The sequence below is a fragment of the Alicycliphilus denitrificans genome, assembly GCF_044792555.1.
Lineage (GTDB): Bacteria > Pseudomonadota > Gammaproteobacteria > Burkholderiales > Burkholderiaceae_C > Alicycliphilus > Alicycliphilus denitrificans_A.
The window spans coordinates 2,547,345-2,566,244 of the sequence record NZ_CP126238.1 but is presented as its reverse complement, the minus strand read 5'-3'; the positions used below and the strand labels follow the sequence as shown (position 1 = coordinate 2,566,244).

Below are 18,900 nucleotides of genomic sequence, written 5' to 3'. Positions count from 1 at the left end.
TCAGGGCGCCTTGGGCTGGTGCGCCTGGGCGCCCTGGTGCTGCGCGGCCATGGGGTTGGCGTGCGGGGCCATCATCTGCGCATTCATGTGGAACATGACCCACAGGGTGCCCACGATCGCGACGGCCAGGAACACCACGGTGAAGATGGTGGACAGCATGGTCCAGCCGCCCTGGATCTTGCCGTTCATGTGCAGGAAGTACACCATGTGCACGACCACCTGGACCATGGCGAAGATGCCCAGCACCAGCACCGTGGTGGTGCGGTCCTGGATCACGTTGCCCATGACCAGCCAGAAGGGGATCACCGTGAGGATGACCGCCAGGATGAAACCCTTGACGTAGTCGCCCTTGCTGACGTGCAGGTCGTCGTGCCCGTGGTGGTCGTCATGGCCGGCGTGAAGTTCGTGTGCACTCATTTACAGCACCCCCATCAGGTACACAAAGGTGAAGACGCAGATCCAGACCACGTCCAGGAAGTGCCAGAACATCGACAGGCAGTTCAGGCGGCGCTTGTTCTCATGGATCAGGCCGTGCTTGCCGATCTGGAACATCAGCGTGACGAGCCAGATGACACCGAAGGTCACGTGCAGGCCGTGCGTGCCCACCAGCGTGAAGAACGACGACAGGAAGGCGCTGCGCTGCGGCGTGGCACCCTGGTGGATCAGGTGCGCGAACTCGTAGAGCTCCACGGCCAGGAAGGCCAGGCCCAGCAGGCCGGTGACGGCCAGCCAGGCCAGCGTGCCCTTCACGTTGCCCGCCTGCTTTTGCAGCATGGCGAAGCCGAAGGTGATGGACGACAGCAGCAGGAAGGCCGTGTTGAGGGCCACCAGCGGCAGGTCGAACAGCTCGGCGCCCGTGGGGCCGGCCGCATAGCTGCGGCCGAGCACGCCGTAGGTGGCGAACAGGGCGGCAAAGATGAGGCAGTCGCTCATCAGGTAGAGCCAGAAGCCCAGCGACGTGCCGTTCTCGGGATGGGGCTCGTGCGCCAGGTGGTACTCGCGCTGTGCCAGGGCGGACGCGCCGCCGGCGTGGAGGGTGTGCGTATTAGACATGGGCTGCTGCAAGCTGCTGGGTGCGTGCGTCTTCCGTGGCGGCGACTTCGGCGGCCGGGATGTAGTAGTCACGCTGGTAGTTGAAGGTGTGGATGATCGAGGCCAGCACGGTGGCGACGAACGAGGCGATCGCCAGCGGCCACATGTGCCAGATCATGGCGAAGCCGAACACCGTGGACAGCGCACCGATCACCACGCCGGCGCCCGTGTTGGCGGGCATGTGGATCGGCTGGAAGCCGGAGAGCGGGCGCCGGTAGCCGTGCTTCTTCATGTCCCACCAGGCATCGATCTCGTGCACCACGGGGGTGAAGGCGAAGTTGTATTGCGGCGGGGGCGAGGAGGTGGCCCATTCCAGCGTGCGGCCGCCCCAGGGGTCGCCGGTCACGTCGCGCAGCTGCTCGCGCCTGAGGTAGCTCACGAACAGCTGGATGAAGAAGCAGGCGATGCCGATGGCGATCAGCGCGGCACCGCAGGCGGCGATGACGAACCAGATCTGCAGCGACGGATCCTCGAAATGGCTCACGCGGCGAGTCACGCCCATCAGGCCCAGGATGTACAGCGGCGTGAACGCCACCCAGAAGCCCACCAGCCAGAACCAGAACGAGCACTTGCCCCAGAACTCGTCGAGCTTGTAGCCGAAGGCCTTGGGGAACCAGTAGTTGATGCCGGCGAACACGGCAAACACCACGCCGCCGATGATCACGTTGTGGAAGTGCGCGATCAGGAACAGCGAGTTGTGCAGCACGAAGTCGGCCGGGGGCACGGCCAGCAGCACCCCGGTCATGCCGCCGATGGCGAAGGTGCACATGAAGCCCACCGTCCACAGCATCGGCACGGTGAAGCGGATGCGGCCCTTGTACATGGTGAACAGCCAGTTGAAGATCTTGGCGCCTGTCGGGATCGAGATGATCATCGTCGTGATGCCGAAGAAGGTGTTCACCGTGGCGCCCGAGCCCATGGTGAAAAAGTGGTGCAGCCACACCAGGTACGACAGCACCGTGATGCACACCGTGGCGTAGACCATCGAGGTGTAGCCGAACAGGCGCTTGCGGCTGAACGTCGCCACCACCTCGGAGAACACGCCGAATGCGGGCAGCACCAGGATGTAGACCTCGGGGTGGCCCCAGATCCAGATCAAGTTCACGTACAGCATGGGGTTGCCGCCCAGGTCGTTCGTGAAGAAGTTCGTGCCCAGGTAGCGGTCCAGCGTCATCAGCACCAGGGCCCCGGTCAGCACCGGGAACGAGGCCACGATCAGCGCGTTGGTGCACAGGGCGGTCCAGGTGAAGACGGGCATCTTCATCAGGTTCATGCCCGGCGCGCGCATCTTGATGATGGTCACGATCAGGTTGATGCCCGACAGAGTGGTGCCTACGCCCGCGACCTGCAGGCCCCAGATGTAGTAGTCCAGCCCCACGCCCGGGTCCTGCGCCCCGAGGTTGGACAGTGCCAGCCAGCCGGAGGTGGAGAACTCGCCGAGGAACAGCGAGATCATCACCAGCACGGCGCCGCCGGTGGTCATCCAGAAGCTGAAGTTGTTCAGGAACGGGAAGGACACGTCGCGCGCGCCGATCTGCAGCGGCACCAGGTAGTTCATCAGGCCCGTTACGAACGGCATGGCCACGAAGAAGATCATGATCACGCCGTGGGCGGTGAAGATCTGGTCGTAGTGGTGCGGCGGCAGGTAGCCCATGCTCTCGCCGAAGGCCATGGACTGCTGCAGGCGCATCATCACCGCGTCGGCGAAGCCGCGCAGGAACATGACCAGGCCGAGGATCATGTACATGATGCCGATCTTCTTGTGGTCGATCGAGCAGATCCAGTCGTGCCACAGCGGGCCCCACAGGCGGAACCTGGTGAGGACGGCCAGCATCACCATGCCGCCCAGTACCACCGCGATGAAGGTCCACAGCACGATGGGCTCGTGCGCCATCGGGATGGAGTCCCAGGTGATGCGGCCCAACAGCCAATGGGCCGGGGTTGTTTGTTCAGACATATCGAATCTCTTGGCTAATGGCCCTGCGCCGGCTCATGCCTGCGCCGAGCTCGTCAAATTCACTGTGGGGTGGTGGCCTCGGGGGTGGCGCGGGCATCCAGCGCGGCGAGGATCTGCGGCGCATTGCCGACGGTGCACAGGTCCTGCGGCAAGTCCAGGCCGGAGGCCTTGACGAAGGCCTGGCCGCCGCGCGCGTCGATGGCCATCATCTCGTGCATGCACATCTGGCCGTCTTCCACGCAGCGGCCGAGCACTTTGTCGTACAGGCCGCTTTCCACGCTGGAGAAGCGCTGCACAGGGTCGCGCTGGCTGGGCTTGGCGAGCTGCAGGTAGCTGCCCTTGTCCAGCGGCTTGCCCTCGGTCTTGGCCTTGTTCACCCACTGGGCGAAGTCGGCGTCGGACAGACCGTGGAACTTGAAGGTCATGCCGGAAAAGCCCGGGCCGCTGTTATGCGAAGCCAGGCCGTGGAACACGCCGGGCTTGTTGATCACGGCGTTGAGCTCGGTCTGCATGCCGGGCATGGCGTAGATCATGCCGGCCAGGTCGGGCACGTAGAACGCGTTCATGGTCGACGTGGCCGTGAGCTTGAACAGGATCGGGCGGTCCACCGGCGCGGCCACCTCGTTCACCGTGGCGATGCCCTGCTCGGGGTAGAAGAACAGCCACTTCCAGTCCATGGCCACCACCTGGACCTCCAGCGGCTCGACATCGGCGGGCAGGGCGCGCTGGGCGTCGATGCGGTCCAGCGGGCGGTAGGGGTCGAGCTTGTGGGTACCGATCCAGGTCAGCGCGCCCAGGGCGATGATGATCAGCAGCGGCACGCTCCAGATCACCAGCTCCAGCGACGTGGAGTGGTGCCAGTCCGGGTCGTATTCGGCATCGGTGTTGCCCTGGCGGTACTTCCAGGCAAACAGCAGCGTCAGCAGGATCACCGGCACGATGATGATGAGCATCAGCAGCGTGGCGGTGATCACCAGGTTGCCCTGCTGGGCGGCGACGTCACCCGCGGGGTTGAGTACGACGGCCTTGCTGCAGCCGGCCAGTCCGGCAGCGGCAATGGCCGCGGCGAGCCAGCCTGGCCCGCGGAGTTTCTTCATTGTGAGCATGCTAGGGGCGTGACAAACGAGTTCACAGCCGCACCGCAGGCATGCGGCGCGGTAGGTGTAAACGTGGATTACTGGACGAGCGCAAATGTAATACGCCTATCGCGTTTGTCGATTGGACATTTTGTCCAAGGTCAAGCAATGTGCGCTATGGCGCGCCAGGCTTGGCTTGCATGCGTATCGCGTAAGGAGCCAGTGGTTGATATTACATAAGGGTTTTCCCGTGTCGGGCGTCAGTGTAAGCGCACTTGTTGACCTGTTGGCTTGCGTGTAGAACGGGCTTGTGTCAGCAACGCCAAGGAGCTCGGTCATGAGTAGCGATTCCATCGCATACCCCGTTTACGGCCACGAGGATGCGACCTCGCTGTCGCGCGCCCACACCGACGAGGACGTAACGCCCGGCGAGATCGCCGTCGGCGTGATCATCGGGCGCTCGTCGGAGTATTTCGACTTTTTCGTCTTCGGCATCGCCTGCGTGCTGGTCTTTCCGTCGCTGCTGTTCCCGTTCTTGTCACGCCTGGACGGCACCTTGGCGGCCTTCGCCCTCTTTGCCATCGCCTTTATCGCCCGGCCGTTCGGTACGGCCATCTCCATGGCGGTGCAGCGGCGCTGGGGGCGCGGCACCAAGCTCACGCTGGCGCTGGTCGTGCTGGGCTCGTGCACGGTGGGCATGGCCTTCCTGCCCAGCTACCAGGCGGCCGGCATGGCGGCCATCGTGGCGCTGGCGGTGCTGCGCCTGGGCCAGGGCCTGGCGCTGGGCGGTACCTGGGACGGCCTGCCGTCGCTGCTGGCCATGGCGGCGCCGCCGGAGCGCCGCGGCTGGTACGCCATGCTCGGCCAACTCGGCGCGCCGCTGGGTTTCGTGCTGGCGGCCAGTCTGTTCGCCTACCTGTACGGCAGCCTCTCCAGCGCCGAGTTCCTAGACTGGGGCTGGCGCTACCCGTTCTGCGTGGCCTTCGCCATCAACGTGGTGGCGCTGTTTGCGCGCCTGCGGCTGGTGGTCGGGCAGTCCTATGCCGAGCTGTTGGAGGAAAAGGAGCTGGTGCCCGTGGGCGTCACGCGCCTGATGCGCGACGAGGGCGGCAACGTGGTGCTGGGCGCGTTCGCGGCGCTGGCCAGCTTTGCGCTGTTCCATGTGGTGACGGTGTTTCCGCTGTCGTGGATCGTGCTGTATTCCGAGCGCTCCATGACCGAGGTACTGTGCGTGCAGATCCTGGGGGCCTTCCTGTCGGTCGGTGCCGTCGCGGTTTCGGGCCGGCTGGCCGACCGCCTGGGGCGGCGCAACCTGCTGGGCGCCATGGCCGTGCTGATCGGCGTCTTCAGCCTGGCCACGCCCTGGCTGCTGGGCGGGGGGCAGCTGGGCGGCACGGTATTCCTGCTGCTGGGCTTCGTGCTGCTGGGGCTGTCGTACGGGCAGGCCTCGGGCACGGTGACGGCGAACTTCTCCGCGCAGTACCGCTATACCGGCGCGGCGCTGTCGGCCGACCTGGCCTGGCTCATCGGCGCGGCCTTCGCGCCGCTGGTGGCCCTGGGCCTGTCGGCGCGCTTCGGCCTCGGGGCCGTGACGCTGTACCTGCTGTCGGGCGTGGTGTGCACGCTGGGCGCGTTGCGCATCAACCGCATGATTGAGCGGCGCGCCTGAGCCGGCGCCCGCCACGCTGGCGGGCGCTAGTGAAAATGAGAGCTTCCAGCGCATGTTTGTAAAGGGTTTTGCCCACAAAATGGGTTGAAAACCAGTACAGGCCAGCGTTGGCAGCTCTCTTTTTTACGTCAATCCTTGGGGCGAAAGCCGATCACCAGCGAGGACGGCACGCGGCCGTCCACGTCGCGCGGCAGGGTTTCGGTGCGCTGCAGCGCGCGGACCACGGCATCGTCCCAGGCCTTGTTGCCGCTGGACTGGGTGATGCGCGCGCCGACGATGGTGCCATCGGGCGCGGCGCGCACCTCGACCTCGGCGCGCGGGTTGCCGTCCACCGTGTCGGGGTAGACGATGTTGGGCTTGACCTTGGCCGCGACCTTGCCGCCGTAGCTGCCCGAGGGGCCGGCGCTGCGCAGCGCGCTGCCCGTAGCGGTCTCGCCGCCCGTGGCGCCGGCCAGGCCCTGCATGCGCCGGACATTCGCCTGGTGGCGCGCCTCGGCCTCCCTGGCTTCGCGGGCCTCGTCGGCCTTGCGGCGTTTCTCCTCGGCCAGCTTCTTCTGCTTTTCCTGCTCGGCCTTTTGCTGCTCCAGCTTCTTCTGTTCGGCCAACTGCTTCTCGCGCAGTTCTTTTTCACGCTGCGCCTTCTCGCGCTCGGCCTTTTGCTGGGCCAGCAGGCGTTCCTTTTTCTCCTGCTCCAGGCGTTCGCGGCGTTCCTTGTCCTTCTTTTCCTGCTCCAGCTGCTGCTGGCGCAGCTTTTTCGCCTCTTCCTCGCGCTTTTTCTTCTTTTGCAGGGCGATGTCGGCCTCGTGCTGGTCAGGTTCGGCCTGGCGCGGCGGGGACGGGGGAGGCGGGGGCGCGGGGGCGGGTGCCGGTTGTGGCGTGGGCTCGGGGGCGGGTGGCGGGGGCGGCTCCGCGGCACGCGGGGCAGCCTGCTGGGGCACGGCGGCCCAGAGTTCGGCCTCCACCGCGGGCTGGTCGCTGCTGCTCTTCCAGTTCACGCCCCAGGTCAGCGCGCCAATCAAGATGGCATGGGCCAGCACCGCCAACGCGATGGCCCGCACGCGCCCGGGCGGGCGCGGCGGGGCGAACTGATCGCGGTCGTTGGTGGCATGCATGCGCGGAATTTCCTTGTCGTCAGCCGCCGCTGTTGACGGCCAGCGCAACGCGAGGAACGCCCGCAGCCTGTAGCGCGGACATGGCTTTCATCACGGAATCGTAGGAGACGTTCTTGTCCGCGCTGATGAGCACGGGCGTGTCCTCGGGCTGGTCTTTGCGCCAGTTATTGACCGTCGCGCCGAGTTGCGCCAGCGGCACGCTGCGTTCATTGCCGTCGGCCTTGAAGCGCAGGCTGCCGTCCTTGTCCACGATGACGTCGGCGCGCGTCTTGGGCAGTTTGCTGCCCTTGCCGACCGAGGGCAGGTTCACCGAGCTGGGCGTGAGCATGGGCGCCGTCACCATGAAGATGATCAGCAGCACCAGCATCACGTCGATGAACGGCACCATATTGATCTCGTTCATGGAGCGGCGGCGCGTGCCGCTGCGGGACGCCATGGCAGGCATGTAGTGCCTCCGTTCAGTGGCCTGAGGGCGACGCGGGCTGGGTGCCCAGGTTGCGCTGCAGGATGTTGGAGAACTCTTCGATGAAGGTCTCCTGGTGGATGGCCACGCGGTCGATGTCGCGCGCGAAGCGGTTGTAGGCGATCACGGCCGGAATGGCGGCGAACAGGCCGAGTGCGGTGGCTACCAGGGCCTCGGCGATGCCCGGCGCCACGGTGGCCAGCGTGACCTGCTCCATGCCGGCAAAGCCCGTGAAGGCGTGCATGATGCCCCACACCGTGCCGAACAGGCCCACGTAGGGCGATACCGAGGCCACCGAGCCGAGGAAGGACAGGCTGGACTCGATCACGTCCATCTCGCGCTGGAAGCTCGCGCGCATGGCGCGGCGCGCGCCGTCCAGCAGCGTGCCGGGGTCTGCGATGCGGCGCTCGCGCAGCTTCTGGTACTCGCGCATGCCGCTGGCGAAGATGCGTTCCATGGGGCCGGCGCTCTTGGCGTTGTGCGCGGCGGTGGCAAACAGCTCGTTCAGGCTGGTGCCGGACCAGAAGTCGCGTTCGAAGTCTTCGTTCAGCGCCTTCACGCGTTTGAGGGCGAACAGCTTGCGGAAGATGGCGGCCCAGCTGGCCACGGAGACGGCCAGCAGCAGCAGCATTACGAGCTGCACCACCCAGCTGGCATTGAGCACCAGGCTGAGCATGGACATGTCTTGGGAATTCATGATGAGGAGAGTTTTTGCAAAACGAGGCCCGGAATGCGGGCCGGGCGCAGGCTGGCGGCCTCCACCCAGCCTATGCGGATGCGGCCTTCGCACAGCAGTGCGGGCCGGCAGTCGGTGTTCATCTGCTGCGGTTTCAAGAGCGCCTGTTGGTCGATTGTGAGCGATGCGCGGCCGCTGTCCTGCAGCCGGGAGGTAACAATCAGTTCATCGTCCAGCCGGGCCGGGCGCAGGTAGCGCAGGCGCGCGTCGGTTACGACAAACATGCCGCCGGTGAGTTCCCGCAATTGCTGCTGACCCAGATCCAGCGAGCGCAGCCACTCGGTGCGCGCGCGCTCGAAGAACTTCAGGTAGTTGGCGTAGAACACGATGCCGCCGGCATCCGTGTCCTCCCAGTAGATGCGTACGGGCCACTCGAACATCGCGCTCAGCCGATCAGGGCCTTCAGGCGCGCCGCGGCCTCCTGCAGCTGCGCCATGGAGTTGGCGGTGGAAAAGCGCACGAAGCGCGCCGTCTGGTCCGTGCCGAAGTCGCGCCCCGGCGTGATCGCCAGGTGGGCGCGGCGCATGAGCTCAAACGCAAAGTCCCAGCTGCCCTCAACCCCGAGCTTGTGCGCCACCTGCGTGCAGTCGGCCCAGGCGTAGAAGGCGCCGTCGGGCATGACGGGGACGCTCAAACCCAGCTGGTTCAGCGCCGGGATGAAGAAGTCGCGCCGGGCCTTGAACTCCGCGCGGCGGCGCTCGTACTCGGCGATGCTCTCCGCTTCGAAGCAGGCCAGGGCCGCGTGCTGCGAGACGGTAGAGGCGCAGATGAACAGGTTCTGCGCCAGGCGCTCGACCACGGGCACCATGGCGTCCGGCACCACCATCCAGCCCAGGCGCCAGCCGGTCATGTTGAAGTACTTGCTGAAGCTGTTGATGCTGATGATGTCGTCCCCCAGCGCCAGGGCGCTGTGGCCGAAATGCTCTTCGTAGGACAGGCCCAGGTAGATCTCGTCGATGACGGTCAGGCCGCCCTTGGCGCGCACCACCTCGTGGATGGCGCGCAGCTCCTCGGGCGCAATGGAGGTGCCCGTGGGGTTGGAGGGCGAGGCCAGCAGCACGCCGCGCGTCTTCGGCCCCCAGGCCGCCTCGACCTTGGCGGCGCTCAGCTGGAAGCGCTCTTCGGCCGTGGTCGGGATCAGCACCGCCTTGCCCTCGGCTGCGCTCACGAAGTGGCGGTTGCAGGGGTAGCTCGGGTCGGGCATCAGGATCTCGTCGCCCGCGTCGATCAGCGCCAGGCAGGCCAGCTGCAGCGCGGCCGAGGCGCCGGCCGTGACCACGATGCGCCGGGCTGGCACATCCACGCCAAAGCGTGTCGCATACCAGCCGCTGATGCGCTCGCGCAAAGCGTCCAGTCCCAGGGAGTTGGTGTACTGCGTGAGGCCGTCCCGCACGGTGCGTTCGGCCGCCTCCACCACCAGCGGCGGCGCGGTGAAGTCGGGCTCGCCGATGTTCAGGAAGATCATCGGCTCGCGCGTGCCGGCCACCTCGCGCGCCATCTGCTGCGCGGCCTTGGCCACTTCCATCACGTAAAAGGGGTCGATGCGCTCGGCGCGGGTGGAGAACTTCATGGCAAAAGCAGGTTGTGCGCGGCCGGCGGCCGGCGGGCGTGAAAACAAACGAGGAGACGTCAGCCGGCCTTGCCGGCGGCCTTGTCGGCCTCGACCTCGACGGCGCGCAGCTGCGGGGCCAGTCCGTTCAGGATGCCGTTGACGTACTTGTGGCCGTCGGTGCCGCCGAATTCCTTGGCCAGTTCGATGCACTCGTTGATGATCACGCGCCAGGGCACGTCCTGGCAGTGCTGGAACTCGTATACGCCGATCCACATCACGGCATGCTCGATGGGCGAGATCTCGGCCATCTTGCGGTCGAGCTGCGGCGTGATGAGCTCGTCCATGTACTGGGCGGTGGTGATGCAGCCGTGCAGGAGCGCGTCGTAATGCGCGGCGTCGGCCTTGTGAAAGCCTGACAGGTCGCGCGTGAACAGGTCGATGGCCGTGGCGTCGTTGCCGCCCACCAGATGCTGGTACAGGCCCTGCAGGGCAAATTCGCGCGCGCGCGAGCGGCCCGACTTGGCACCGGCCTTGCGCACGCCGGTGGCCGTGAGGCCGGTGCGCGACTGGCGCGGCGGGCGTTGTTGTGGGGCGGCGTCGTTCACGACAGCTCCTCCAGCAGGTTGGCCATCTCCACGGCGACACGGGCCGCGTCCACGCCCTTCTCGCTTTGGCGCGCGATGGCCTGCTCGAGGTTTTCCGTGGTCAGGATGGCGTTGGCGATCGGGATGTCATAGTCCAGTCCCACGCGCGTGACGCCGGCGCCCGACTCGTTGGCCACCAGCTCGAAGTGGTAGGTCTCGCCGCGGATGATGCAGCCCAGCGCGATCAGCGCGTCGTATTCGTCACGCTCGGCCATGGCCTGCAGCGCCAGCGGAACCTCCAGCGCGCCGGGTACCAGCACCTGGTGTATGTGTGCCTCCTGCACGCCCAGCCTGAGCAGCTCGGCGCGGCAGGCTGCCGCCAGGGTGTTGGTGATGTTTTCGTTGAAGCGGGCCTGCACGATGCCGATGTGCAGCTTGCTGCCGTCGAGCCTGTCCGCTACGCCTTTGTCTGCGCCAAACATAGTTATTCCTTGGGGATATAGCCGGTGATTTCGAGGCCGTAGCCGGCCATGCTGGGCATGCGCCGCGGCTGGCCCATGAGCTGCATGCGCGCCACGCCCACCTCGCGCAGGATCTGTGCGCCCACGCCATAGGTGCGCAGGTCCATGCGGCCGCGCTCGGGTGCCTGGGCGGCGCGTGCCTTGCCCTCGAACTGCTCCAGCAGCTGCTCGCCCGTTTCGCCGCAGTTGAGCAGCACGGCCACGCCGCGGCCCTCGTTGGCGATATGGCGCAGGCTGGCGTCCAGGTTCCAGGAGTGCATGGAGCGGCTGACCTCCAGCGTATCGAGCACCGACAGCGGCTCGTGCACGCGCACCGGCACGCTCTCCTCGGTGTCCCACTGGCCCTTGACCAGGGCCAGGTGTACGGCCTGGCTGGGCTCGTCGCGGAAGGCGTGGGCGGTGAATTCGCCGAAGGCGGTCTGGATCGGGCGCGAGCCCACCTTGTGCACCAGCGACTCGGTACGGCTGCGATGCTCGATCAGATCGGCGATGGTGCCGATCTTCAGGCCATGCTCGGCGGCGAACAACTGCAGGTCAGGCAGGCGCGCCATGGTGCCGTCGTCCTTCATGACCTCGCAGATCACGGCGGCGGGGCTGCAGCCGGCCATCGCGGCCAGGTCGCAGCCGGCCTCGGTGTGGCCGGCGCGCATGAGCACGCCGCCGTCCACGGCCTGCAGCGGGAAGATGTGGCCGGGCTGCACCAGGTCGGCGGCCTGGGCATTGGCCGCGACGGCCGCCTGCACGGTGCGCGCGCGGTCGGCGGCGCTGATGCCCGTGGTCACGCCCTCGGCGGCCTCGATGGAGACGGTGAAGGCAGTGCCCATCTTGGTGCCGTTGCGCGCCACCATGGGCGGCAGCGAGAGGCGCTCGCAGCGCTCGCGCGTGAGCGTCAGGCACACCAGGCCGCGGCCAAAGCGCGCCATGAAGTTGATGGCCTCGGGCGTGACATGGTCGGCGGCGATCACCAGGTCGCCTTCGTTCTCGCGGTCTTCCTCGTCAACAAGGATGACGATGCGCCCGGCAGCGAGTTCGGCCACGATGTCTTGCACGGGCGAGATGGGCGCGGGCGTGAGGGGGATGTTCATGCGGGGCTCTCGGGTAGGCCGTGCGCCCCAGGGGCAGCGCGCGTTCCCCGGCGCGTGGGCCTGAGCCCCCAAAGAACGGCGATGCGGCCGAGGGCCGCACGGGTCAGGGATGCGTTGATCCCGAAAGGGAGGGATTTTAATCCAGTTAGATCGCGGGAGCTTGGAGCCTGATGTCACTCAAAGGATAGGCCACGCAGGGCAGCACGCAGCCCTCGGCCTTCTCCTCGGGCGACAGGCCCGGCCACTCGATGGCGTAGCGCACCTGGCCCTCCACCAGCACGCCCATGCAGGTGCGGCAGTTGCCGTTGCGGCAGGAACTGGGCCAGGCTATGCCGCCTTGCTCCAGCGACTGCAGCAGCGGCTGCTCGGGCCAGGCGTCGCACTGCGTGCCATCGTCACCGATACGGGCTATGAAGAAGGGTGGGGTGGGTGTGTTCATCGTTTAAGCATCAAATTGGCTGCTGGCATGCTTGTATCGAGCGTCAGCAGCTATTGAATCAATAGTGTTGGTGCGGTGCGACATTGCCCGAAAAACAGGCAATGCAGGGGACTTGCTTACAAATCAAGTACTTGCGGCCGCCATACAGCAGTTGTCCAAAGTTATCCCCATGATTGTCCAACGGGTGGCGGGATAACCGCTGGCCGGCCTGCCTAAAAAATCATCAATGCAAGTTAGTCCTTTGAAAATCAATGACTTGGGTTTGTCATACAGCGGTTGTTCAGGCTTATCCACATGGTTGTCCAGTGCGATAAGGGATAACCCTTGTGCCCGGACGCTCAGGAGTCGTGGATATCGTCGCTGCTTGTGCGGCTCAGGTTGGACGGCACGTTTTCCCCCATGCGGCGCGCACGAAACAGCGCAGCGCGCATCAGGAAGATGTTCGTCACGGGCACGGTGATGGCCACGAACAGGGCGATGAGCAGGGCATGCACCGCCAGGCCGTCGCCCACCACGGAAAAGTACAGCAGCGTGGCATGCATGACGCACCAGCAGGCCATGGTGGCGATGATGGCGGGGGCATGCACGCGTTCGAAGTAGGTCTTCAGGCGCAGCAGGCCGAGCGAACCCAGCAAGGCGATCACGGCGCCGGCCAGCACCAGCAGCGAGACGCTGATATCCAGCCACAGGGGCAGGGCCTGGTCCGTCACTCGATCACCTCGCCGCGCAGCAGGAACTTGGCCATGGCCGTGGAACTGGCGAAGCCCAGCAGGGCGATGAGCATGGCGGCCTCGAAATAATGCTCGCTGCCGTAGTAGATGCCCAGCACCAGCATGAGCAGCATGCCGTTGAGGTAGATGCAATCGAGCGCCAGGACCCGGTCCTGCGCGGCCGGGCCCTTGAGCAGGCGCGCCAGGCACAGCACCATGGCGGCGACGAGCAGAAACAAGGCGCTGGGCAGGGCCCAGCTCAGCAGCGAGGGCGTCATTCGAAAATCTCCATCAGGGGGCGCTCGTAGCGCGTCTGCACATGGTGCACGATGGCCTCGCGGTCATGCACCTCCAGTACATGCAGCATCAGCATGGAGCGGTCGCGCGACAGCTCGGCCCAGACTGTGCCGGGGGTGATGCACACGATCATGGCCAGCACGGCCAGGCCATTGGGGTCGCGCAGTTGCAGCGGAATCTTCACGAAATCGGGCGCGTGGCGGCGCGTGCCGGGCAGCAGCAGCAAGCGCAGCACGGCGAGGTTGGACTGGGTGGTGTCCACGGCCACCGTGAGGCACAGGCGCAGCACCGTGCCCAGGTGGCGCACGCGCACCTTTTGCGGGCGCAGTTCCTTGAACATCACCGGCAGGCCCAGGGCCAGCAGCAGGGCCAGCAGCAGGTGGCCACGGCTCAGCGACTGGTTGAGCAGCAGCCAGACCACGAACAGGCCGAGCGAGACCAGTGGAGCGGGCAGGATTCTCTTCATCATGGGGCGGCCTCCTTGCCGGGCGGCTGTGGGGTGCCGGCGCTGGCGGGGGCGAGCGGGCCGGACTGCGGTGCCGCACTCATCACGGCCCGCACATAGCTGTCCGGTGTGTGCAGGGCCTGGGCCGTGGCCGTGGTGAAGCGCATCACGCCCTCGGCCTGCACGGTCAGCGTCACGCAGATGCCCAGCAGCAGGGCGATCGGCAGGCCCTCGAACACGTGCAGCTGCGGTGTGGGCCTGTGCGGGGCGGCCCAGAAATGGCGAATTCCCGAGCGCGTGAGGGCCATCAGCGCCACCAGGCCCGTGCCTATCATGAGTACCAGCAGCGTCCAGCCGGCCAGCCCGGGTGCGCTGCCGGCCGAGGAGCCCAGGCCCAGCGGATTGAGCAAGGCCGTGAGCATGGCGAACTTGCCGATGAAGCCCGACAGCGGCGGCAGGCCGGCAATCACCAGTGTGCTCGTCAGATAGGCCAGGCCCATGAAGGCGGTGGCGGCGGGGATGACGCGGCCGACCAGCACCTGCTCATCGTCGTCCAGGTTCAGGCCTGCGGTGGGCACCAGCTCGGGTGACAGAAAGGGGGCGTCGTCATCGCTCTCGTAAGGGGGGCGCGTGGCGCCGCCGTTGCGCCAGCGCTCGGTCAGGTCGGCCAGCAGGAACAGTGCGGCGACGGCCAGCGTGGAGCTGGGCAGGTAGTACAGCAGGCCGGCCGAGAGCATGGTTTGCCCAAAGCCTGCTGCCGCCAGCAGTGTGCCCGAGGACAGCACCGCCGCATGGCTCGCCAGGTGCGTCAGGCGCTGCGAGCCCATCATGCCTATGGTGCCAAAGGCCATGGTGGCCATGCCGCCCACGATCAGCCACAGGCTGCCGAACTGCGCCGAGGGCCCGGCCTCGGCGCCGAACATCAGCGACCACAGGCGCAGCAGTGCGTACAGGCCGACCTTGGTCATGAGCGCGAACAGTGCCCCCACGGGCGCCGTGGCCGCGCTGTAGGCCGGCACCAACCAGAAGTTCAGGGGCCAGACGGCAGCCTTGATCAGGAAGGCCGTGGCCAGGATGGCGGCTGCCGTGTGCAGCAGGCCGCGGTCGGCCTGCGATACCTGGGGCACGGCCTGTGCCAGATCGGCCATGTTCAGCGTGCCCGTGAGGCCGTAGAGCATGGCGGCGCCGACCAGAAACAGCGACGAGGCCGCCAGGTTGATGGCGATGTAGTGCAGGCCCGATTGCACGCGCGCGCGCCCCGATCCGTGCAGCAGCAGGCCGTAGGAGGCGGCGAGCATGATCTCGAAGAACACGAACAGGTTGAACAGGTCGCCGGTGAGAAACGCGCCCGATAGGCCCATCAGCTGGAACTGGAACAGCGCCTGGTAGAGCACGCCGGCGCGCTGCCAGCGCGCGCCCGAAAACAGCACCGAGCACAGGGCGACGAGGCTGGTCAGCAGCAGCATGAGTGCCGTCAGGCGGTCGAGCACCAGCACGATGCCAAACGGTGCCGGCCAGTTGCCCGGCAGGTAGACGCCCATGCCGGCAGCCGTGTCGGCGCGGTGTGCCCATTGCAGCAGCGCAATGGCTACCATCAAGCCCATGAGCGTGGAGGCCAGGCTCACGCCGAACTTCAGGCGCTGCTGTTCTTCGCGCAGCAGCAGCAACAGCGCCGCCGTGAGCATGGGCAGCGCAATGGGCGCCAGCATCAGGTGCGGCATGAGCGCGGCGGTGAATTCGGGCAGGTGGCTCACTGGGTAACCTCCGTGCTGCGCACTGCGGTGCGAGCTTGCTTGGGAACGGCCCGGCGCGCGCTCATGGCATCTCCTGGGACTCACGCGCATGCGTGCCGTCCACATGGTCGGTGCCGGATATGCCGCGCGAGGCCAGCAGCACCACGAGAAACAGCGCCGTCATGGCAAAGCCGATGACGATGGCCGTGAGCACCAGGGCCTGGGGCAGAGGGTCGGCGTAGTGCTGCAGGTCTTGCGCCACACCGGCCACGAGCACCGGCTCCTTGGCCACGGCCAGGCCCAGCCGCCCCATGCTGAAGATGAACAGATTCACCGCGTAGGACAGCAGCGACAGACCCATGATGATCTGGAAGGTGCGCGGACGCAGCAGCAGCCAGACGCCGGAGCCGGTAAGCACGCCGATGGAGATGGCCAGCACGATTTCCATTCAGCGCGCCTCCTGTGCGTCGTCGTCATAGCTCACCACGGCCGCCATGGCCAGTTGCTGCTCTTCCTGCAGTCGGGCGTGGTAGCGGTGGCTGCGCACCGACTGGTGTGCGATCGCCGTAAGAATCATCAGGGTGGAGCCGACGACCAGCGCGAACACGCCAGCGTCGAAGAACATGGCGCTGGCCAGGTGGATCTGGCCGACCACGGGCAGGTCCAGGTGGGCCATGTGGCTGGTGAGGAAGGGGTAGCCCAGCGCCACCGCGCCCAGGCCCGTGCCCAGCGCCAGCAGCAGACCCGCGGCGATCCAGCGGCGCGGAAACACGGGCAGGTGTGCCTCCACCCATTCGGTGCCAGAGATCATGTACTGCAGCACCAGCCCCACGGAGAACACCAGCCCCGCCACGAAGCCGCCGCCCGGCTGGTCGTGGCCGCGCAGGAATAGGTAGCAGGCCACCAGGGCCGTGAACGGCAGCAACAGGCGCACCAGCACGGCGGGCACCATCAGGTAGCCCACGGCAGTGTCCTGGGCGTTGCGCGGGTTCAGCAGATCGGTCTGCAGGTCGGGTGGCAGGTGGCGCTGCTGCTCCGGCAGGTCCATGGCCTCGCCCGCGGGGCGAAAGCGCCGCAGCAGCGCATACACGGTGAGCGCGACGATGCCCAGCACCACGATCTCGCCGAAGGTGTCAAAGCCCCGGAAGTCCACCAGCATGACGTTGACCACGTTGGTCCCGCCGCCCTCGGTGAGCGCGCGCTCCAGGAAGAAGGTGGAGGTGCTTTGCGCAAACGGGCGGCTCAGCATGGCAAAGGCCAGCCAGGCCATGCCGCCGCCGGCAGTGATGGCCAGGGCCAGGTCGCGCAGGCGGCGCGCACGCGCCAGGGTGGCGCTGGCGGGCGCCGGCGGCAGGCTCTCGTCGCGCTTGGGCAGCCAGCGCAGGCCCAGCAGGATGAGAATGGTGGTCACCACCTCCACCGCCAGCTGCGTGAGTGCCAAGTCGGGCGCGGAGAACCACAGAAAGGTGATGCTGGTGCACAGGCCCGCGCCGCCCATGAGCGCGAGGGCCGCCAGCCGGTGGTACTTGGCCTGCCAGGCCGCGGCCACGGCGCAGATATTGCCCAGCAGCCAGATCAGCACAAAGGCCGGCGACAGCGCCAGCGTGCCGCGCTCGCCCAGCTGCATGCCGCGGGTTAGCAGCGGCAGGGCGCCCGCCAGCAGGGTGAACAGCAGCAGCCACAGCATCTGCCACTGCAGGCGTCGCGTGGACAGCAGTCGCCGGCCCGTGCGTGCCATGCGCGTGAGCTGCGTCAGCGTGGTCTCGAAGATGCGCCGTCCGCTGATATGGTGCATGAGCGGTGGCGCCTCGATGCGGCCGAGCTTGCGCTGAGTGCGCAGCGCCTGGTACAGGGTGGCGCCACCGATCAGCGCGACAAAGCTCATCAGCAATGGCGTATTCAGGCCGTGCCACACCGCCAGGCTGAAGGCCGGCAGCGCACCGCCGACGACCGGCAGCGCCGCAGCATCGAGGAGGCGGCCTATGGACCAGGCCGGCACCACGCCCACTACCAGGCAGGCGCAGACCAGCAACTCGACCGGCACGCGCATCCAGTGCGGCGGTTCATGGGGTTCTAGCGGCAGATCCGTAGCTGGCGGGCCCCAGAACACATCGACGATAAAGCGCAGGGAATAGGCCACGCTGAACATGCCGGCCACGGTGGCGGCAACAGGCAAAAGCGTGGCCACCATGGGGGTGGCGTCCAGGAATACGGTTTCGGCGAAGAACATTTCCTTGGACAGGAAACCGTTGAGCAGCGGCACCCCGGCCATGGCCGCGCTGGCCACCGTGGCCAGCGTGGCGGTGATGGGCATCATGCGGCGCAGGCCTGACAGGCGCCTGATGTCGCGCGTGCCGCTCTCGTGGTCGATGATGCCCGCGGCCATGAACAGCGAGGCCTTGAAGGTCGCGTGGTTCATGATGTGGAACACTGCGGCCACGGCGGCCAGCGGGCTGTTCAGGCCCAGCAGCAGCGTGATCAGGCCCAGGTGCGAGAGCGTGGAGTAGGCCAGCAAGCCCTTCAAGTCGTCCTGGAACATGGCGGCGTAGCCGCCGATCAAGAGCGTGGCCAGACCCGCGCCGCCCACCAGCCAGAACCAGGGCTCGGTGTCCCCCATCACCGGCCACAGGCGCGCCAGCAGAAACACCCCGGCCTTGACCATGGTGGCCGAATGCAGGTAGGCGGACACCGGCGTGGGCGCCGCCATGGCGTTGGGTAGCCAGAACTGGAATGGGAACTGCGCGCTTTTGGTAAAGGCGCCCAGCAGCACGAGCACCAGGGCCCAGAGGTAGAGCGGGTGCCCGCGCACCAGCTCGGCCGCGGCCAGCACGCGATCGAGGTCGTAGCTGCCGACGATGTGGCCCAGGATCAACACGCCCGCCAGCAGGGCGAGGCCACCTGTGCCGGTTACGGTGAGGGCCATGCGCGCGCCACGGCGCGCGTCCTCGCGGTGGTGCCAGTAGCCGATGAGCAAAAACGAAAACAGGCTGGTCAGCTCCCAGAAGAACACCAGCTGGATGAGGTTGCCCGACAGCACCACGCCGGCCATGGCGCCCATGAAGGCCAGAAAGAAGGAGAAAAAGCGCGGCACCGGGTCGGCCGGCGACATGTAGTAGCGCGCATACAGCACCACCAGCGCGCCTATGCCGAACACCAGCATGCAGAACATCCAGGCAAAACCGTCCATGCGGATGACCAGGTTCATGCCCAGGGAGGGCAGCCAGGCGACCTCCTGGCGCAGCACGCCGCCGTTGGCAATGTCGGGAAAGGTGAGTGCCGCCAATACCGTGCAGAGCAAGGCAGTCACGCCCGCCAGCGTGGATTCGGCATTGCGTGCGTTGGCCGGCAGCAGGGCGGCCAGCAGGCTGCCGGCAAAGGGCAGAATGATGAGCAGAAGCAGGGGCATTGCGCCTGATTCTAGGGGCAAGC

The 18,900-nt window shown here is 66.8% G+C and carries 20 protein-coding genes; 1 reads left to right on the top strand and 19 read right to left on the bottom strand.

Going from position 1 to position 18,900, the window contains the following annotated elements; all coding sequences use genetic code 11:
* The 4 genes from cyoD to cyoA are packed head-to-tail and all read right to left on the bottom strand — an operon-like array spanning position 1 to position 4,155.
* Positions 1-417, bottom strand: a complete 417-nt coding sequence (gene cyoD / locus P7644_RS12230) for a cytochrome o ubiquinol oxidase subunit IV (RefSeq protein ID WP_404299487.1) — start codon at positions 415-417, stop codon at positions 1-3.
* Positions 418-1,053 carry a cytochrome o ubiquinol oxidase subunit III gene (cyoC, locus tag P7644_RS12225; protein WP_404299485.1) on the bottom strand — a complete coding sequence of 212 codons (636 nt, stop codon included), beginning with the start codon at positions 1,051-1,053 and terminating at the stop codon, positions 418-420.
* Entirely contained in the window at positions 1,046-3,049 is a 2,004-nt protein-coding gene (cyoB, locus tag P7644_RS12220; RefSeq protein ID WP_404299483.1) for a cytochrome o ubiquinol oxidase subunit I, read from the bottom strand. The genes cyoC and cyoB overlap by 8 nt, the downstream gene beginning before the upstream one ends.
* A 59-nt stretch (positions 3,050-3,108) precedes the next feature.
* Entirely contained in the window at positions 3,109-4,155 is a 1,047-nt protein-coding gene (gene cyoA, locus P7644_RS12215) for a ubiquinol oxidase subunit II (RefSeq protein WP_404299481.1), read from the bottom strand.
* Between the two features lie 307 nt (positions 4,156-4,462).
* Here cyoA and P7644_RS12210 point away from each other — a divergent pair, with 307 nt between their 5' ends.
* Complete coding sequence (locus P7644_RS12210) at positions 4,463-5,794, top strand: MFS transporter (protein ID WP_404299479.1); 1,332 nt, start codon at positions 4,463-4,465, stop codon at positions 5,792-5,794.
* 128 nt (positions 5,795-5,922) lie between these two features.
* On the opposite strand, the gene tolA is transcribed toward P7644_RS12210, so the two are convergent.
* From tolA to P7644_RS12135, 15 genes are all read right to left on the bottom strand, one after another.
* Positions 5,923-6,906: a cell envelope integrity protein TolA gene (gene tolA, locus P7644_RS12205; protein ID WP_404299478.1), complete on the bottom strand. Its 984-nt coding sequence runs from the start codon at positions 6,904-6,906 to the stop codon at positions 5,923-5,925.
* 19 nt (positions 6,907-6,925) lie between these two features.
* Entirely contained in the window at positions 6,926-7,351 is a 426-nt protein-coding gene (locus P7644_RS12200; protein ID WP_404299476.1) for an ExbD/TolR family protein, read from the bottom strand.
* A gap of 13 nt (positions 7,352-7,364) precedes the next feature.
* A complete protein-coding gene (tolQ, locus tag P7644_RS12195; protein WP_404299474.1) occupies positions 7,365-8,066 on the bottom strand; it encodes a protein TolQ in 702 nt (233 codons plus the stop codon).
* Positions 8,063-8,485, bottom strand: coding sequence for a YbgC/FadM family acyl-CoA thioesterase (locus P7644_RS12190; RefSeq protein WP_404299473.1), 423 nt, complete (start codon positions 8,483-8,485; stop codon positions 8,063-8,065). The genes tolQ and P7644_RS12190 overlap by 4 nt, the downstream gene beginning before the upstream one ends.
* 5 nt (positions 8,486-8,490) lie before the next feature.
* Positions 8,491-9,675, bottom strand: coding sequence for a pyridoxal phosphate-dependent aminotransferase (locus tag P7644_RS12185; RefSeq protein ID WP_404299471.1), 1,185 nt, complete (start codon positions 9,673-9,675; stop codon positions 8,491-8,493).
* Positions 9,676-9,734: 59 nt separating this feature from the next.
* On the bottom strand, positions 9,735-10,262 hold the full coding sequence (gene nusB / locus P7644_RS12180; RefSeq protein WP_404299469.1) for a transcription antitermination factor NusB: 528 nt from the start codon (positions 10,260-10,262) through the stop codon (positions 9,735-9,737).
* Positions 10,259-10,723, bottom strand: a complete 465-nt coding sequence (gene ribH / locus P7644_RS12175) for a 6,7-dimethyl-8-ribityllumazine synthase (protein WP_404299468.1) — start codon at positions 10,721-10,723, stop codon at positions 10,259-10,261. Before ribH ends, nusB begins: the two co-directional genes overlap by 4 nt.
* A gap of 2 nt (positions 10,724-10,725) precedes the next feature.
* A complete protein-coding gene (gene ribBA, locus P7644_RS12170) occupies positions 10,726-11,847 on the bottom strand; it encodes a bifunctional 3,4-dihydroxy-2-butanone-4-phosphate synthase/GTP cyclohydrolase II (RefSeq protein WP_404299466.1) in 1,122 nt (373 codons plus the stop codon).
* A 145-nt stretch (positions 11,848-11,992) separates the two neighbouring features.
* On the bottom strand, positions 11,993-12,286 hold the full coding sequence (locus P7644_RS12165) for a 2Fe-2S iron-sulfur cluster-binding protein (protein ID WP_404299464.1): 294 nt from the start codon (positions 12,284-12,286) through the stop codon (positions 11,993-11,995).
* A 338-nt stretch (positions 12,287-12,624) separates the two neighbouring features.
* Positions 12,625-12,996 carry a monovalent cation/H(+) antiporter subunit G gene (locus P7644_RS12160; protein WP_404299462.1) on the bottom strand — a complete coding sequence of 124 codons (372 nt, stop codon included), beginning with the start codon at positions 12,994-12,996 and terminating at the stop codon, positions 12,625-12,627.
* Positions 12,993-13,274, bottom strand: coding sequence for a K+/H+ antiporter subunit F (locus tag P7644_RS12155; RefSeq protein WP_404299460.1), 282 nt, complete (start codon positions 13,272-13,274; stop codon positions 12,993-12,995). The genes P7644_RS12160 and P7644_RS12155 overlap by 4 nt, the downstream gene beginning before the upstream one ends.
* Positions 13,271-13,762, bottom strand: a complete 492-nt coding sequence (locus P7644_RS12150) for a Na+/H+ antiporter subunit E (protein WP_404299458.1) — start codon at positions 13,760-13,762, stop codon at positions 13,271-13,273. The genes P7644_RS12155 and P7644_RS12150 overlap by 4 nt, the downstream gene beginning before the upstream one ends.
* The gene (locus P7644_RS12145) at positions 13,759-15,459 is read right to left on the bottom strand and encodes a monovalent cation/H+ antiporter subunit D (protein ID WP_404303191.1); all 1,701 of its coding nucleotides are present in this window, start codon (positions 15,457-15,459) and stop codon (positions 13,759-13,761) included. Before P7644_RS12145 ends, P7644_RS12150 begins: the two co-directional genes overlap by 4 nt.
* 94 nt (positions 15,460-15,553) lie before the next feature.
* On the bottom strand, positions 15,554-15,919 hold the full coding sequence (locus P7644_RS12140) for a Na+/H+ antiporter subunit C (protein ID WP_404299456.1): 366 nt from the start codon (positions 15,917-15,919) through the stop codon (positions 15,554-15,556).
* Positions 15,920-18,877 (bottom strand): monovalent cation/H+ antiporter subunit A, encoded by a 2,958-nt coding sequence (locus P7644_RS12135; protein ID WP_404299454.1) that lies wholly within the window; start codon positions 18,875-18,877, stop codon positions 15,920-15,922.
* Between the last annotated feature and the right edge of the window lie 23 nt (positions 18,878-18,900).